Source organism: Bacillus sp. FH (genome assembly GCF_052216825.1).
GTDB lineage: Bacteria > Bacillota > Bacilli > Bacillales > Bacillaceae_G > Bacillus_A > Bacillus_A paranthracis.
In genome coordinates this window covers 339,115-353,407 of sequence record NZ_JBQOUU010000001.1, presented here as the reverse complement: position 1 = coordinate 353,407, position 14,293 = coordinate 339,115, and the positions used below count along the sequence as shown (strand labels likewise).

Below are 14,293 nucleotides of genomic sequence, written 5' to 3'. Positions count from 1 at the left end.
TCCTTAGGAATCATTTTTCATAATTTATATGTATCCTCTTGGCAACACAGAAATCTTTAGTAAAGAGGAATCTATACATAGTGTTGTTATGACAGTATGTTATAGTAACTCTTCTTTCTTATGTCTTCTGCCCTATTTTAAGAAGAAACTCAATATTTATTCACGATCTAATTCCCATAAAAAGGATAATTATTATTTCATAACTTGAAGCATATTAAAAACATCGGAGGTGAAATAATATGGCAAACAATAATAGTGGAAGTCGTAATGAATTGTTAGTTCGAGGTGCTGAACAAGCTCTTGATCAAATGAAATATGAAATTGCACAAGAGTTTGGTGTACAACTTGGTGCGGATACAACAGCTCGTTCAAACGGATCTGTTGGTGGTGAAATTACAAAACGTTTAGTAGCAATGGCTGAACAACAACTTGGTGGTAGAACTAACCGTTAAGTGAATTGACATAAAATATAGTAGATATGTAAATCAATTTCTTTTGTATATGTATAAAAAACAAACCCTTATAGTAAATGAATTCTCACTCAAAGATTATTGATAATCTTCTTTCATAATCTTTGGGTATTTTATTTGTAAACTACTTTCCTAAACAATAAACACGCAGTGTTGGAAAGGTGTTTTCCATGCATAGTAGAAAAGCTTTTGCAGGAAAAAGCATACTTAAAAATTTGATTTTAATATTGAAATCAATATTTATTATTATCTTTTCGAAAGGGAGGAATTTAAAAATGGGTATATTAAGTGGAAATCCTCAAAATGAACCGTTACATTACGGAGAAGTATTTGATATTTGGAGTTATCTTCTTGCTGCACAGGGTGCGATTGCAAGTCATCAAGTATTTATGAATCATACAGGTGATGAAGACTTGAAGAAGTTTTTAGAAAGCTTAATTGAAAATGATATGAATTCGGAAATAGAAGAGTTAAAAACTCTTTTAAAGGTTAATGGTGTAGCTTTACCGCCTGCTCCTCCAGAACGACCAGTTGCATCTATCGAAGACATTCCTCCTGGAGCACGTATTAATGATGCAGAAATTGCTGCTGCTGTTTCAACAGGATTAGCAGCTGGACTTGTCACATGTAGTCAAGTAATGGGAAAATGCCTTCGAGAAGATGTAGGTATGTTATTTGGACAATTTCATATGAAAAAAGCGCAGGCAGGTGTAACGTTGCTACGTTTAAGTAAGAAAAAAGGGTGGGTAGTTCCACCTCCGTTACATGTAAGAAATTCAGATCAAGCTTAATAAACAAAAATAAAAAAGTGGCGTTGGCCACTTTTTTATTTTTTAGATGTATCCTCAAGCTTGGATTTATTTATTGTGGAAGAATCCATATATTCATCTGACATTTCCATAGCGTATTTATCATGGTGAATATGATTGTGATTTCTTAATTCATCGTTGTTACGCAGTACTAACCTCTTCATATAAATGTGGAAGAAAATCTCTATTCCGCCAATAATTAATGTGGCTATAAATGAAGAAAATCCAATATTACGAGTAGCATCTAAATTAGTAAATAAAGATGTTAAAAGCCAAATTCCGAAGAAGGTTAAGCCAAAATCTGCCATTGTAGCAATCATATTTCCGTATTTAGGTAAAATGAAAAGATCGCCAATTAAATAGGCAACTCCTGTTAGGAAGAGAGAAATAAGCAATACTCTAGGAATGGAAATACCTTGAAAGATACCAAGTACGATAAGTAATACTGCAGTTATCGCTGTGTATTTAATTAATAAAGCAACAATATGTTTCATTATTTTCCTCCATTGTCTAAACGTATATGGAATAAAATATTTCATTAAAAACGGGTTATGCTGTTAAATAGCTTAACCCGTTTTATGTTGTAATGGAGGTCTATTTATGATATCCCATGGCACGTAAGATGTATTTCGTTCTCCTATACATGATTATTTTTAGTTTAAAGAAGATTAACTATACCTTTGAATTTACGGTCGTAATTACCAATTAATTAGCTATATATTTTAGCATGTAATTTAACATATTAAAGAAAGAAGGAGGTGAATGAACATGTCAAACAATAACAGTGGAAGCAGCAATCAATTATTAGTACGTGGCGCTGAACAAGCTCTTGATCAAATGAAATATGAAATTGCTCAAGAATTTGGCGTACAACTTGGTGCAGATGCAACAGCTCGTGCAAACGGATCTGTTGGTGGTGAAATTACGAAACGTCTTGTATCATTAGCTGAGCAACAACTTGGCGGTGGCGTTACTCGTTAATTTTATATATGAAATGGATATAGAGGAGAGGCATGCCGTCTCTCCTTTCTCATACATTTTTTTTATAAATAAGCTTAGTAGCGTTACAATCGTTTCGACTTTATTTGTTTAACTTTTAGACTCTCGAGGTTTTACATACATAATGAATTTTTGTGAAATAAAGGATAAAAGATAAGAGATTATATTTGATGCGAAAGGGGCAGAGAAAATGAAATATGAAGCGTTATTTACAGTTGAGATTTCTGTAGGAAGTGAACTAGTAGCAAACCATAAAATAAAGGCTCATAATGTCACTGATGTTATTGAAAAGCTTGCCGAGAAGTATTTAAGTGATCATGAGGGACATTCTCGAAATGAATAAAGGAGAATAGTAATATGACCTGTCATGATGTTAATAATGAAACGAAAGAAAAAAAAGATTTAAAATGGTGGCAGCTCTCACTTATTGGGATTGGTTGTACGATAGGAACCGGCTTCTTTTTAGGATCCAGTATAGGAATTAAAATAGGTGGTTCGTCAATTATTCTTATTCTTATTTTAACTGGATTTACTACTTATATTGTATTTGAAGCATTGGCAAAAATGGCTGTAGAAGATCCACAAAAAGGATCTTTTCGCATATACTCAAAAAAAGCTTTTGGAAATTGGGCAGGTTTTAGTCATGGATGGACATACTGGTGTTCTGAACTGCTTATTATGGGCAGCCAGTTAAGTGCGTTAGGAATCTTTTCACGCTACTGGTTTCCTAAAATACCATTATGGATATTTGCTGCTATATACGGAGTAGCAGCTATATTAATTATTTTTATAGGGGTAAAGATATTTGAACGCCTAGAAAAATGGATGGCTATTATAAAAATTGCGGCTATTATAGGATTCATCGTAATTGCTATTTTAGTTATTTTAGGATTTATAAAGGGTGGTTTATATAAAGCGCAAATCCCGCGTAATTTTAAAGACTGGTTCCCAAATGGATTAAAAGGCACTTGGTCCTCTCTAATTTATGCATTTTATGCATTTGGAGGAATCGAAATTATGGGGTTAATGACAATAAGACTGAAAGACCCTAAAGATGCACAAAAATCAGGAAGAGTAATGTTAATGATTTTAACGATTATTTACGTAGTCTCTTTAGGGTTGGCAATTATGATGGTTCCATTAAACCAGTTTAATACGAAAGAAAGCCCTTTTGTAATAGCATTACAAGACTATAATTTGCCGTATGTGCCATTTATTTTAAATGTAGTGTTAATTTTAGCGGGTTTTTCAACATTAGTTGGTTCATTATTTGCAGTGACAAGTGTACTAATGAACTTAGCTGAAGAAGGTGATGCACCTGCAATGTTTGCGAAAAAAAATAAGAAAAATATCTCTTTTCCAGCCCTAATTCTTATTATAATTGGACTTGGTGCTTCTATCCTTAGTGCTTTATTACTACCAAAAAATATATATGAATATGTAACAACTGCAGCTGGATTAATGTTGTTATATACATGGAGTCTCATTCTTCTTTCATTTTGGAGATTAATGAATCCAAAAGGTTGGATGCAGATAAAAAGTATTATTGGTCTTATTATGATTGCACTAGCTGTTAGTGGAACACTATTGCAAAAAACAACGCGTTTTGGTTTCCTTGTGAGCTTGTTGTTTTTAGGAATAGTTATTATTGTTACTATAATTGTTCATTTTGTCTCAAGGAAAAGGAATACAGCTATATGAAGAATCTATTTTTACACAATATGAGTAGTATGTAACAACTAAATAATAGAAGCTATTGAAAAATGATTTGGTAAGTTTGAAAACCAAAATATAATCCATAAATAATAAGTGATATTCCAGATATTACTGTTATAAGAGATAATATACGCGTATTTAAAATTTTACGAAATATACTAGAAGTACTTGCCATCGTAATATCCCAAATAAAAATACCTAAAATAGTACCAAAGCTATATAACAAAAGCTGCTCTTTATTATAGGAAGAAGCGGCTTTTGCTAATATAGAGCCGAAAATGCCAAGCCAAAATAGAATTGTTAATGGATTCGATAAAGACATAAAAAAACCAGAAAAAAAGCTTTTAATAATTGAATCGTCATTTCTAGTATTACTAATGCTAATTTGATTCGCATTTTTTACACTTTCAATGCCTGTATAGATTAAAACAAAAGCGCCGAAAGACCATAAGAAAAGTTTGATAATATCTTTTTCGAGGAAATGAATGACACCTAAATAAATAAGTGCCATGTAGATAACATCTGCAAGTAAGGCTCCTATACCAAGGATCCAAGCATGAAAAAACCCACTCCTAATACCTTTTTCTAGCTGCGCAGCATTTATAGGTCCCATTGGAGCAGATAATGATAAACCTAAAAAAACATAGCTTAAAAATATGCCCACGTATGATATGCTCCTCCCACTAAATTTAATTTATATTAAATCTATTCAGTGGTTAAAGTTTGTACAACTAAATAATAAAAAGTAGAGTGGATTACTTATTTTTATGCAAGTATTTTATGATTCGAGAAAACGGACACTTAGATGGAATTGTTTCATCATCACGTAAAAAATATTGTTGCCATTCATAATTATCTTTTTCACCATAATCTTTAAGAGAAGGGTGAATAGGGGCTTTGTCATAAGCGGCTAGACGTTGACGTATTAAGTTTTTTAGTTTTCTACTGCGTTTCTCAGAATTCATAATTCCCTGTAAAACCCACCTAGGAGTTAAAGCAAGCATCATACATGAAAAATGTCTACTTTGTCTATTGACATGGGCAGGTGTAGCACAGTAGACGAAATATGATTCATTATGAAAGCAAAATTCCCAAGTATTTTCCATAGGGTCATTGGGGATATGCGTAGGCCATTCCATCTCGTCCAAACGACTAGTTGTATTAAGTAGAGACCAATACATATGTTCAAAATCTTTAACTGTAGTTTCTCTCATTAAATCTATTGGTGTATGAATAAAAACAATAAGTGAGGCATATTGACCTGTATCTCTAGAACATTCAGTATATTCTTTAAGTAATGTAGCAAAGTCCTCGCTAGTATTCGTATCTCTAGGATCACCAATGAATCCGTACCGGAGGTGATTCGCTGTAAAGCCGTGTTGAGCCGGGATACAAGGAAAAGGTTTATTTTTATCTGTCATTTTTAATTTAAAAGAACAGAAAGCTTCTTGTTGCCAATGTGGAAGGTTAATAATATGTTTTTGTAAAGAGTCTTTATCATAAAGTATAGTCATCTTTTTATCCCTCCTAGGTCATAATATATAACCTATTAATTATTTAAGAATAGGTGACTAACACGGATAGAATAATTATTTTTTAATCTATAAAAATAAAATGATTTAATGAAGAATCCCCTTCAATGTAGTTACTTTAATAGTTGATCTTTAATAACGTATAAATTTTAAGTAGCTATAAAATTTGAAAAATATATAAGGAATATGTAGGTACAATGTTCACATTTATATTTTCTAACTAATATGGTTTATAACGAAACAAGAAGGGATGTATTATGATGGAGATTTTTAAGGAAGAAAAAATTAAATTTATAGATTGTAAAGGCGAGGAAGTCATTTTGAAAATCAAAATTAAGGATATAAAAAATTAGGGAAGAGGAATTAAGGATACTTTATTGTGATTAACATAGAAGGATGCAAAGTAATCATGAATTAGATTGAAATGAATTCATGTAGTATAGGCCCTTTTTGAATTTTTTTGCATAATGTAGCATGAGTGAATATTAAGGGGGAACATACATGTCTTATCCTAATCAGTTAGCTTGGCATGAAACATTGGATTTACATGAATTAGTAGCATTCCAAGCGAACGGCTTAATCAAATTAAAAAAGTCAGTTAGAAATGTACCTGATCAAGCACTTCAATCGTTATATATTAAAGCTATAAATGTCATCCAAAACAATCTGCAAGAGTTAGTACAGTTTTATCCGTATGCTCCTGGATTTCAATCGCAGCAGCATCGTGATGACACTGGATTTTACGCTGGAGATTTACTTGGATTAGCAAAGACATCTGTTCGAAATTATGCAATCGCGATTACCGAAACTGCAACACCCCGACTGAGAGAAGTTTTAACTCGTCAAATAAATGGTGCTATACAATTACATGCGCAGGTTTTTAACTTTATGTACGAACGTGGTTACTATCCAGCTTACGATTTAAAACAACTATTAAAAAATGATATTCAAAATGTGCAAAAGGCAATACAAATGCAATATTAAAATGAAGATATGGAAATTATCTTTAATAGTTAAGACTAAATGGTAATTTCCATTGTTAATAAATTGATTAAAAGCTAAAAATATAGATTGATTCGAAAATATTAAAGAAATTATACTAACGCTACTTTAGAATCTGTGAACCCCTTAAAGTTATTTTAGTGAGTTGTCATCAAATATTAAATATGCTTAGAGAATAAGTATCTATATAATATTTCTAACTGAACATTAGTTTCCTTTGGCGCTAAGTATGTTTAGCACTTTTTTCTTTTGGGGAAAATAATAATATACATTAGTGGAAAGGATGGGGTTTAATGGTAAACAAAACTGAAAATACAAGCTATTTAACCTCTTCTGTTTATTTGACCCGTAATCTATGGTCAGGTATCTTGTTTGGACTAGGATTAGTAGCTTTTATAGATGAAACTATTTTTCATCAACTGCTGCATTGGCACCATTTCTATGATAAATCTACAACAGATATTGGACTCATTTCAGATGGTCTTTTTCATGCTTTTAGTTGGTTTGCAACGATTGGTTCCTTGTTCATAGTTGCTGATCTTCGTCGTAGAGATGCATTTTGGTTGAAAAGGTGGTGGAGCGGATTAATGCTTGGTAGTGGTGGGTTTCAATTATATGACGGTATAATTCAACATAAACTAATGAAAATACACCAGATTCGATATGTAGAGAATGTTCTTATCTACGATGTAATATGGAATATAATTGCGACTGTAATGCTCTTATTTGGCATTCTGCTAGTTTTTCAGACAAGAACTGATGAAAGATTATTGAGAGGTAAAAGCTTAAATGAACAATAACCATCTTCATCATGAAATATGGAATGCACTGGATATTTTACTATTCGTATTCATTTTAATTATGTTAATCATTTATATAGTAGCCACGATTTTATCAAATCGCCATTACAAACGATGGCCGTTATATCGAATTGTCTTCTGGGTTTTAGGGCTTATTTGTGCGGCAATAGCAGTTGTTGGGCCATTAGCTTATCGTGCTCATAATGACTTCACAATACATATGCTTGTGCATTTACTCCTTGGGATGCTTGCTCCAATTTTTATAGCATTAGCAGCTCCGATGACTCTTTTTTTACGAACGCTCAATGTGAAAGCAGCGCGACGTCTTTCAAGTGTATTAAAGAGTAAGCCGCTACAAATCCTTACTCATCCCATTATCACAACCTTGCTTAATCTAGGAGGGCTATGGATTCTCTATACTACTAATTTATACTCGATGATGCACAAAAGTATACTTCTTCATTTGTTCATACATTTCCACGTTTTTATTGCAGGATATCTGTTTACCACATCAATGATTTATATTGATCCAATATCCCATAGATATAGTTATAAATACCGATCAATTATTTTAATAGTTGCATCAGCTGGTCATGGGATATTATCAAAATACATATATGCTCATCCGCCTGCTGGTGTAGTCACTGAACAAGCTGAAATCGGGGGCGTGCTGATGTATTATGGTGGGGATTGCGTTGATATTGTTCTTATTTTTATACTTTGTTTGCAATGGTCTAGGGGCAGCAGATCGAGAACAAAAGGTAATAATGTATTAAGTTCATGGTAATTATTAGATTTTTTGAAATTAAAAACTTTGAAATGCAATTTGGTCATACTGTACTTAAAAGAAACTTTGATAAAAATCAGTATTTTATTTTCATTTTTAAAATTTATAAATAAAAAGCAGCTAGCAAAAGCTAACTGCAGCGAGAAAATTACATCCATGAATTTAAGGAGTATAACTATATCATGGTTAAATATAGTATGAACAAAAAATGTAAGCTTATACTATGAAATTAAAAAGAGCAGTTATTTATTATGACTGCTCTTTAATGGTAAGAAATAAAGCCTGGGTAAGAAGCAGACTTTATTATAAATAGTGTGTGTGAAAGATCGATTTTTATTCCAAAAGGGTAGTTCTATTCTTAGGATAGAGATGTTAATTAAGTACAGTGTATTTTCATATTAAACGTAATATTTTTTGACGTGTTAATTTTGTATCATATGTTAATTCTTTAATATAAAAACCAAAGTGTTTGTGCTTAATGTATCTTTTTATCTACATATTTTCCGTAATCAGGTACAGCAATTTTATCAAATTCTTGAACGAGTGTTTTAAGGCTTGTTGATAGCAATTCACCTGACATTGGTATTCCGTGTCCAGTAACAGTGACTAGAGGCTTTAATTTTTCTAATTTAATAACGGATTCTTTAGCAGCGTTCCAGTCTGTTGTTAAATAACGAGGCGGACCGCTTATTTCCTGTTCTTGAGTAATTACCTTATATAGATATTCCTGTTTCACTGTAACAAAAGCGTCCCCTGCAATTAATGTTCGGTCTTTTTCTCGGAATAATGAAATATGACCTGGAGTGTGTCCTGGTGTATGCACCCATCTAAACTCTGGCATATGAGGAACAGTTTCATCTGCAGGTAGTACTTTTACGTTATTTCCTAAATCAATCGGTTCATTAGGGAACAGAGGTGACATTTTCGCTACCATACCACCTTCAACTGTTGGATCTGGTTCAGGATAGCTTTGTAGTCCAGTCAGGAAAGGTATTTCCAATTGATGGGCATAGACTGGAACATCCCAATACTTGATAAGTTCAATTATTCCCCCAACATGATCAAAATGCCCATGAGTTAAAATAATTGCTTTTGGGCGACTATTTGTACCAAATCGCTTCTCAGTGACAGAGATAATTTCATTTGCACATTTAGGCATTCCAGCATCAACTAAAATAAAATCATTGGTATGCGGATGTCCAACAAAACAAATGTTGACGATTTGAATCGTGTAACAAAATAAATCAGGCAATACTTCGAGGCCATGACCACTTTCAATTGAAGTTGCCGGAATAAACTTGTAATCACTTCCATAATTCATTTCATTGTCCAATTTTTCTCCCCCTTAATTTATTCCAATATGACATTATAGTTCCCTAATTTTGAAAATCCATTTTGGAGCATTTGAGAAAAGAATGAGTGGGGGATTACAAAAAACAATAACTTAGTCTTAGAATTAAGGGAGAGATATGTCAATTTATATAAAATGTAAACAAAGAATATTGATTTTAAAGTCGTAGTTTATATTATTTTTTTGAGTTTAAGTGTATATCTTTTAAGAGGACATACCAAGTTCTTTTGTTTTGATAATTACTTGAAACTTGAACGGGAAAAACATGATCAAGCGCCCATTCTAATTTGTTTATTTCATTTTCAAGTCCTGTTGGATAGAGTAAAAGGATCTTAAAATTATTTTTAACAATATTTGATAAAACGGTTTGTAATTCAAGCGCTTCAGTCAAGCTTCCGCCCCATCTAACAAATAAAATGGATTGTGAATTATGCATTCTTTCGTAAAGGTTATCAATTCTTTGATCTAATTTTTGTTTAAAATCATGGTATGTGATGAACCAATCTTCATTCGGAATAACAGGGAAATCATGATAAGATGTTACGTTATATTTTGTATCTTTTATAATATGAGAAAAAACAGGTTGTATCACGCCATCATTAAACACAATATTTTGCTCCGGCATTGCTTGCATGTTTTTTAAATCCATAAAGTCTACGAAATTATTTTTCAATAATGTGTTGATAGAAGAAAGATTCGGTGATACAAACCAATCTAGAGGACCTGAATATTTCCGCAGCTTATATTTTTTTAGATGAATAGCAGTATAACAATTTTCCCCTAAACTAATAACATCATCATACATTCCTTGAAGCTTTTTCATTTCCAATACAATCATCCTTTTTTAGAAAAATTAGAAGGTATATATAAATTCTAAAAAGCGTTATTATGACACAAAATATGCTTTTGAAAAATAGGAGAACGGGTTAATTATAAATAATATATGTATGTATAAAACCTCCTGTGAAAAGGCTCACAGGAGGTTAAACTAAGGCGTATTTCGAGTTATGTACCATTTGTTGAGGTAAGAATTGTGAGTGATAATTCATGGCGTTCCTATAATAAAGGGGGAAAACAGAAATACATTGAAGTTAGTTGTGAACAAATTGTAATTTAAAATTGAGAGGAAATAAGAAGCCCTAGTTGCTTCATTATGCAACTAGGGCATTATTTAATCTCTTCCTAACTTAATTATATCATGTAAATCAAATTCGAAATAGACTGTTTCTTCTCATTTACTCCTGCTACAATCAAGAACACATGCATAGTAAGGAGAGATGTTATATGAGTTCTTTCGTTCTCGATTTTCAGGAAATAGAAAAGGGGCAGCTTTCACTCGTCGGCGGAAAAGGGTTGAATTTAGGGGAGTTATCTAACATTCAAGGTATACAGGTGCCAGAAGGATTTTGTGTGACAACGGTAGCATATGAAAAGGCCATCGAGCAAAATGAAGAGCTTCAAACTTTGTTGCAGCAGCTGACCAAGTTGAAACTTGAAGACCGAGCTCAAATTGGTGAAATGAGTAAGGAAATTAGAGAAGTCATTATGGCAGTACAAATCCCTACTGATGTAGTGGAAGCAGTAACTCAGTATCTCTCACGTTTTGGAAATGAACACGCGTATGCCGTGCGTTCTAGTGCTACGGCTGAAGATTTACCGTATGCCTCGTTTGCAGGTCAACAAGATACGTATTTAAATATTATCGGAAAAGAAGCGATTTTACAGCATGTAAGAAAGTGCTGGGCTTCTTTATTTACAGAGCGAGCAGTCATGTACCGTATGCAAAATGGTTTTGAACATAATCAAGTTTCTATATGTGTTGTCGTTCAAAAAATGGTTTTCCCGCAGGCTTCGGGAATTTTATTTACGGCTGATCCGGTTACTTCTAACCGAAAGGTGCTATCAATTGATGCCAGTTTTGGACTTGGTGAGGCGTTAGTATCAGGACTGGTCTCTGCCGATAATTATAAAGTAAAAGAAGGTAAAATTACTGAAACGATGATAGCGACTAAAAAATTAGCTATTTATGCTGTAAAAGAGGGCGGAACAGAGACGAAACAAATTGATTCAGCTCAGCAAAAGATTCAAACATTGTCTGAACGACAAATATTACAACTAGAACAGATCGGAAGACAGATAGAAGCTTATTTTGGCTGTCCGCAAGATATTGAATGGTGTTTAGCCCGTAATACATTTTATATTGTTCAAAGCAGGCCGATAACGACTTTATATCCAATTCCGGAAGAAAATGATGGGGGAAATCATGTATATATATCAGTTGGTCACCAACAAATGATGACCGATGCGATGAAACCATTAGGGTTATCTTTTTTCCTGTTAACGACAAGTGCCCCAATGCGCAAAGCGGGAGGACGGCTGTTTGTTGATGCTACGCAACAATTAGCTTCACCTGCTAGCAGAGATTACTTAATAAATACGTTAGGAAAATCAGATCCGCTCATAAGAGATGCATTAACGACTGTAGTCGAGCGAGATAATTTTATTACATTGTTACCGGATGAAGAAACGGAAAAGAGTGCTAGTAAAAGTAAGCCACCAGTAAGTTCGCGACCAGAAATCGAAAATGATCCAGCAATCGTTACGGAATTAATAAAGAATAGTGAAGCATCACTTGAAGAGTTAAAAGAAACTATGCAACTGAAATCAGGAGTGGACGTACTTGATTTTATTTTGGAAGATATTCAGCAATTAAAGAAAGTATTGTTTAATCCGCAAAGTATAGCAGTTATTATGGCAGGTATGAATGCTTCAACATGGATCAATGAAAAAATGGAGCAATGGCTGGGTGAAAAGAATGCAGCGGACACTCTTTCTCAATCGGTGCAAAATAATATTACGTCGGAAATGGGTTTAGCATTAATGGAAGTTGCTGATGTGATTCGGCCGTACGAAGAAGTTATTACGTATTTACAACATGTAGAAAATGATAGCTTTTTAGATGAACTCGTTCAGTTTAAAGGCGGAGAAAAAGCTCGAGAGGCAATAGATGCTTTTCTAAATAAATACGGAATGAGATGTAGCGGAGAAATCGACATTACGAAAACGCGCTGGAGTGAGAAGCCAACAACCATTATCCCGATGATTTTAAATAATATAAGAGATTTTGAATATGGTGCAAGTAAACGGAAATTTGAAGAAGGACTGCAAGAGGCTTTGAAAAAAGAAGAAGAGTTAGTAGATCGATTGCAGCAATTGCCGGATGGAAAACAAAAAGTAGAAGAAACGAAGCGAATGATTCGCAATATCCGTAATTTTATCGGCTATCGTGAATATCCGAAATACGGTATGATTAATCGTTATTTCATATATAAGCAGGCGTTACTAAAAGAAGCTGAGCAACTTGTGCAGAGCGGTGTCATTCGTGAGGTCGATGATATATACTATTTAACTTTTGAAGAACTTCACGAAGTTGTTCGCACGAATAAACTAGATTACAAGCTTATCCAAAAACAAAAAAATGATTATAAATTATATAAAAAATTAACACCTCCTCGTATAATGACGTCTGATGGAGAAATCATTACAGGTAAATATAAACGAGAAAACCTCCCAGCTGACGCGATTGCAGGTCTGCCTGTTTCTTCTGGAGTAGTTGAGGGGAGAGCTCGCGTTATTTTAAACATGGAAGAAGCGAATTTAGAAGAGGGAGATATATTAGTTACAGCTTTTACTGACCCTGGCTGGACGCCATTATTTGTATCTATAAAAGGACTAGTCACTGAAGTCGGCGGACTTATGACTCACGGGGCGGTTATTGCACGGGAATATGGATTACCGGCAGTCGTTGGAGTAGAGAACGCTACGAAATTAATAAAAGATGGGCAACGAATACGAGTACATGGAACAGAAGGGTATATTGAAGTGTTGTAATGAAGTAAAAGATCATCCGCTATAAATAGTGGATGATCTTTTTATTTTGCAATAACTCACTTCTTTAAGCCAGCTGCATAAAAAGGTCCATGAACTGCGATTGTTGATAAAATACGAGCAATTTCCTCTGGTGTTTCTTTTTGGCCACTATTTAACCATTGCTGAATGACACCAATATGAGCAGATGCCATATAAGAAGCTAAATATTGGCTTGGTGCGGTAAGTATCGTTATTATTTTAGCGACTGCTTTAAAACGTAGTGCAGTAAAGGGACATAAAACGGAATTACAGGTATAAAAGATAAAAACGTTTCACTATGAGTGAAGCGTTTTTTTGTTTAGATGTAAGCTAAGTAGCATAGAAGAGATATTTAAAAGTAGGAATTAATGGTGTTATATAATGAATGTATAACACAAAAACGAAAATATAGAGGAAAGGAGAAAATAAATGAAAAGAGGAATTACGGTAGATATTCTAGATGGACATGTAAATGACAATCTACTTTGGAAAGTGTTAAAGCCAATCAATATTGCTTCATTTAATTGGCGAGTGGGGAATGAGGAGTCCTACTTAATAGCGCGTGGTGGATTGGATGAGGCATTATTTCCAGAGGAACCAAGTGTAGTGGAAGGATTAGAGTTAAAAAGGTTAGTTAAAGATAACATATATTATCTTATTTTTGCAGATTTAAAAGCATATCCCAAAGGAGAAATAGTACTAGATATTGAAACATATGAAGAGTTTATGGAAAGTAAGTGTGAGATAGTCGTATTAGTGGCGGACGGTCAATACATACAAATTTATGCGAAAGACCAAAAAGCGATTGAACTGATGTATGAAAACGCACGAAATCAGGGGTTTTATGTAGAATATGTTACAGACGAAAATGACGGTAGAACACGTTTGTCAGTATAGTAGGAATTTGAAAGGGGAAAC

Annotated in this window: 15 protein-coding genes and 1 pseudogene; 10 read left to right on the top strand and 6 right to left on the bottom strand. The window is 33.5% G+C overall.

Annotated elements, in window-relative coordinates:
* Positions 1-239 precede the first annotated feature (239 nt).
* Both sasP and ACTT1L_RS01950 read left to right on the top strand, forming a co-directional pair.
* Positions 240-452, top strand: coding sequence for a small acid-soluble spore protein, SasP family (gene sasP / locus ACTT1L_RS01955; RefSeq protein ID WP_000002842.1), 213 nt, complete (start codon positions 240-242; stop codon positions 450-452).
* Positions 453-745: 293 nt separating this feature from the next.
* Entirely contained in the window at positions 746-1,261 is a 516-nt protein-coding gene (locus ACTT1L_RS01950; protein WP_000512133.1) for a DUF3231 family protein, read from the top strand.
* A gap of 35 nt (positions 1,262-1,296) precedes the next feature.
* On the opposite strand, the gene ACTT1L_RS01945 is transcribed toward ACTT1L_RS01950, so the two are convergent.
* On the bottom strand, positions 1,297-1,773 hold the full coding sequence (locus ACTT1L_RS01945; protein WP_442821760.1) for a YndM family protein: 477 nt from the start codon (positions 1,771-1,773) through the stop codon (positions 1,297-1,299).
* A 274-nt stretch (positions 1,774-2,047) separates the two neighbouring features.
* Here ACTT1L_RS01945 and ACTT1L_RS01940 point away from each other — a divergent pair, with 274 nt between their 5' ends.
* The 3 genes from ACTT1L_RS01940 (at position 2,048) to ACTT1L_RS01930 (ending at position 3,979) form a co-directional block, all read left to right on the top strand.
* Positions 2,048-2,260 (top strand): alpha/beta-type small acid-soluble spore protein, encoded by a 213-nt coding sequence (locus ACTT1L_RS01940; protein WP_000069660.1) that lies wholly within the window; start codon positions 2,048-2,050, stop codon positions 2,258-2,260.
* A gap of 208 nt (positions 2,261-2,468) precedes the next feature.
* Positions 2,469-2,621 (top strand): hypothetical protein, encoded by a 153-nt coding sequence (locus ACTT1L_RS01935; RefSeq protein WP_071743131.1) that lies wholly within the window; start codon positions 2,469-2,471, stop codon positions 2,619-2,621.
* Positions 2,622-2,635: 14 nt separating this feature from the next.
* Complete coding sequence (locus tag ACTT1L_RS01930; protein ID WP_071743129.1) at positions 2,636-3,979, top strand: amino acid permease; 1,344 nt, start codon at positions 2,636-2,638, stop codon at positions 3,977-3,979.
* Between the two features lie 52 nt (positions 3,980-4,031).
* On the opposite strand, the gene ACTT1L_RS01925 is transcribed toward ACTT1L_RS01930, so the two are convergent.
* The gene (locus ACTT1L_RS01925; protein WP_000510853.1) at positions 4,032-4,658 is read right to left on the bottom strand and encodes a LysE family transporter; all 627 of its coding nucleotides are present in this window, start codon (positions 4,656-4,658) and stop codon (positions 4,032-4,034) included.
* Between the two features lie 91 nt (positions 4,659-4,749).
* Positions 4,750-5,508, bottom strand: coding sequence for a YqcI/YcgG family protein (locus ACTT1L_RS01920; RefSeq protein ID WP_071743128.1), 759 nt, complete (start codon positions 5,506-5,508; stop codon positions 4,750-4,752).
* A 519-nt stretch (positions 5,509-6,027) separates the two neighbouring features.
* Here ACTT1L_RS01920 and cotF point away from each other — a divergent pair.
* The 3 genes from cotF (at position 6,028) to ACTT1L_RS01905 (ending at position 8,115) form a co-directional block, all read left to right on the top strand.
* Entirely contained in the window at positions 6,028-6,510 is a 483-nt protein-coding gene (gene cotF / locus ACTT1L_RS01915) for a spore coat protein CotF (protein WP_000121380.1), read from the top strand.
* Positions 6,511-6,821: 311 nt separating this feature from the next.
* Positions 6,822-7,328: a DUF2243 domain-containing protein gene (locus ACTT1L_RS01910; protein WP_000247605.1), complete on the top strand. Its 507-nt coding sequence runs from the start codon at positions 6,822-6,824 to the stop codon at positions 7,326-7,328.
* On the top strand, positions 7,318-8,115 hold the full coding sequence (locus tag ACTT1L_RS01905; protein WP_442821759.1) for a cytochrome c oxidase assembly protein: 798 nt from the start codon (positions 7,318-7,320) through the stop codon (positions 8,113-8,115). Before ACTT1L_RS01910 ends, ACTT1L_RS01905 begins: the two co-directional genes overlap by 11 nt.
* A 475-nt stretch (positions 8,116-8,590) precedes the next feature.
* On the opposite strand, the gene ACTT1L_RS01900 is transcribed toward ACTT1L_RS01905, so the two are convergent.
* Together ACTT1L_RS01900 and ACTT1L_RS01895 are read right to left on the bottom strand one after the other, a co-directional pair.
* Complete coding sequence (locus tag ACTT1L_RS01900; protein WP_442821758.1) at positions 8,591-9,448, bottom strand: MBL fold metallo-hydrolase; 858 nt, start codon at positions 9,446-9,448, stop codon at positions 8,591-8,593.
* 193 nt (positions 9,449-9,641) lie between these two features.
* Positions 9,642-10,304, bottom strand: coding sequence for a DUF1796 family putative cysteine peptidase (locus ACTT1L_RS01895; protein ID WP_041184117.1), 663 nt, complete (start codon positions 10,302-10,304; stop codon positions 9,642-9,644).
* A 446-nt stretch (positions 10,305-10,750) separates the two neighbouring features.
* Between ACTT1L_RS01895 and ppsA the strand changes: the two genes are divergently transcribed.
* Positions 10,751-13,357: a phosphoenolpyruvate synthase gene (ppsA, locus tag ACTT1L_RS01890; RefSeq protein WP_442821757.1), complete on the top strand. Its 2,607-nt coding sequence runs from the start codon at positions 10,751-10,753 to the stop codon at positions 13,355-13,357.
* A 56-nt stretch (positions 13,358-13,413) separates the two neighbouring features.
* On the opposite strand, the pseudogene ACTT1L_RS01885 reads toward ppsA, so the two are convergent.
* Positions 13,414-13,581: pseudogene (locus tag ACTT1L_RS01885) on the bottom strand (TetR-like C-terminal domain-containing protein); the annotation flags it as partial.
* Between the two features lie 223 nt (positions 13,582-13,804).
* On the opposite strand from ACTT1L_RS01885, the gene ACTT1L_RS01880 reads away from it, so the two are divergent.
* The gene (locus ACTT1L_RS01880) at positions 13,805-14,272 is read left to right on the top strand and encodes a DUF2691 family protein (RefSeq protein ID WP_071743117.1); all 468 of its coding nucleotides are present in this window, start codon (positions 13,805-13,807) and stop codon (positions 14,270-14,272) included.
* Positions 14,273-14,293 lie beyond the last annotated feature (21 nt).

Excerpts from the sequence above, each read along its gene's own strand:
- sasP (WP_000002842.1), top strand. The coding sequence starts at position 240 with ATGGCAAACAATAATAGTGGAAGTCGTAATGAATTGTTAGTTCGAGGT.
- ACTT1L_RS01950 (WP_000512133.1), top strand. The coding sequence starts at position 746 with ATGGGTATATTAAGTGGAAATCCTCAAAATGAACCGTTACATTACGGA.
- ACTT1L_RS01945 (WP_442821760.1), bottom strand. The coding sequence starts at position 1,773 with ATGAAACATATTGTTGCTTTATTAATTAAATACACAGCGATAACTGCA.
- ACTT1L_RS01940 (WP_000069660.1), top strand. The coding sequence starts at position 2,048 with ATGTCAAACAATAACAGTGGAAGCAGCAATCAATTATTAGTACGTGGC.
- ACTT1L_RS01935 (WP_071743131.1), top strand. The coding sequence starts at position 2,469 with ATGAAATATGAAGCGTTATTTACAGTTGAGATTTCTGTAGGAAGTGAA.
- ACTT1L_RS01930 (WP_071743129.1), top strand. The coding sequence starts at position 2,636 with ATGACCTGTCATGATGTTAATAATGAAACGAAAGAAAAAAAAGATTTA.
- ACTT1L_RS01920 (WP_071743128.1), bottom strand. The coding sequence starts at position 5,508 with ATGACTATACTTTATGATAAAGACTCTTTACAAAAACATATTATTAAC.
- cotF (WP_000121380.1), top strand. The coding sequence starts at position 6,028 with ATGTCTTATCCTAATCAGTTAGCTTGGCATGAAACATTGGATTTACAT.
- ACTT1L_RS01910 (WP_000247605.1), top strand. The coding sequence starts at position 6,822 with ATGGTAAACAAAACTGAAAATACAAGCTATTTAACCTCTTCTGTTTAT.
- ACTT1L_RS01905 (WP_442821759.1), top strand. The coding sequence starts at position 7,318 with ATGAACAATAACCATCTTCATCATGAAATATGGAATGCACTGGATATT.
- ACTT1L_RS01895 (WP_041184117.1), bottom strand. The coding sequence starts at position 10,304 with ATGATTGTATTGGAAATGAAAAAGCTTCAAGGAATGTATGATGATGTT.
- ppsA (WP_442821757.1), top strand. The coding sequence starts at position 10,751 with ATGAGTTCTTTCGTTCTCGATTTTCAGGAAATAGAAAAGGGGCAGCTT.
- ACTT1L_RS01880 (WP_071743117.1), top strand. The coding sequence starts at position 13,805 with ATGAAAAGAGGAATTACGGTAGATATTCTAGATGGACATGTAAATGAC.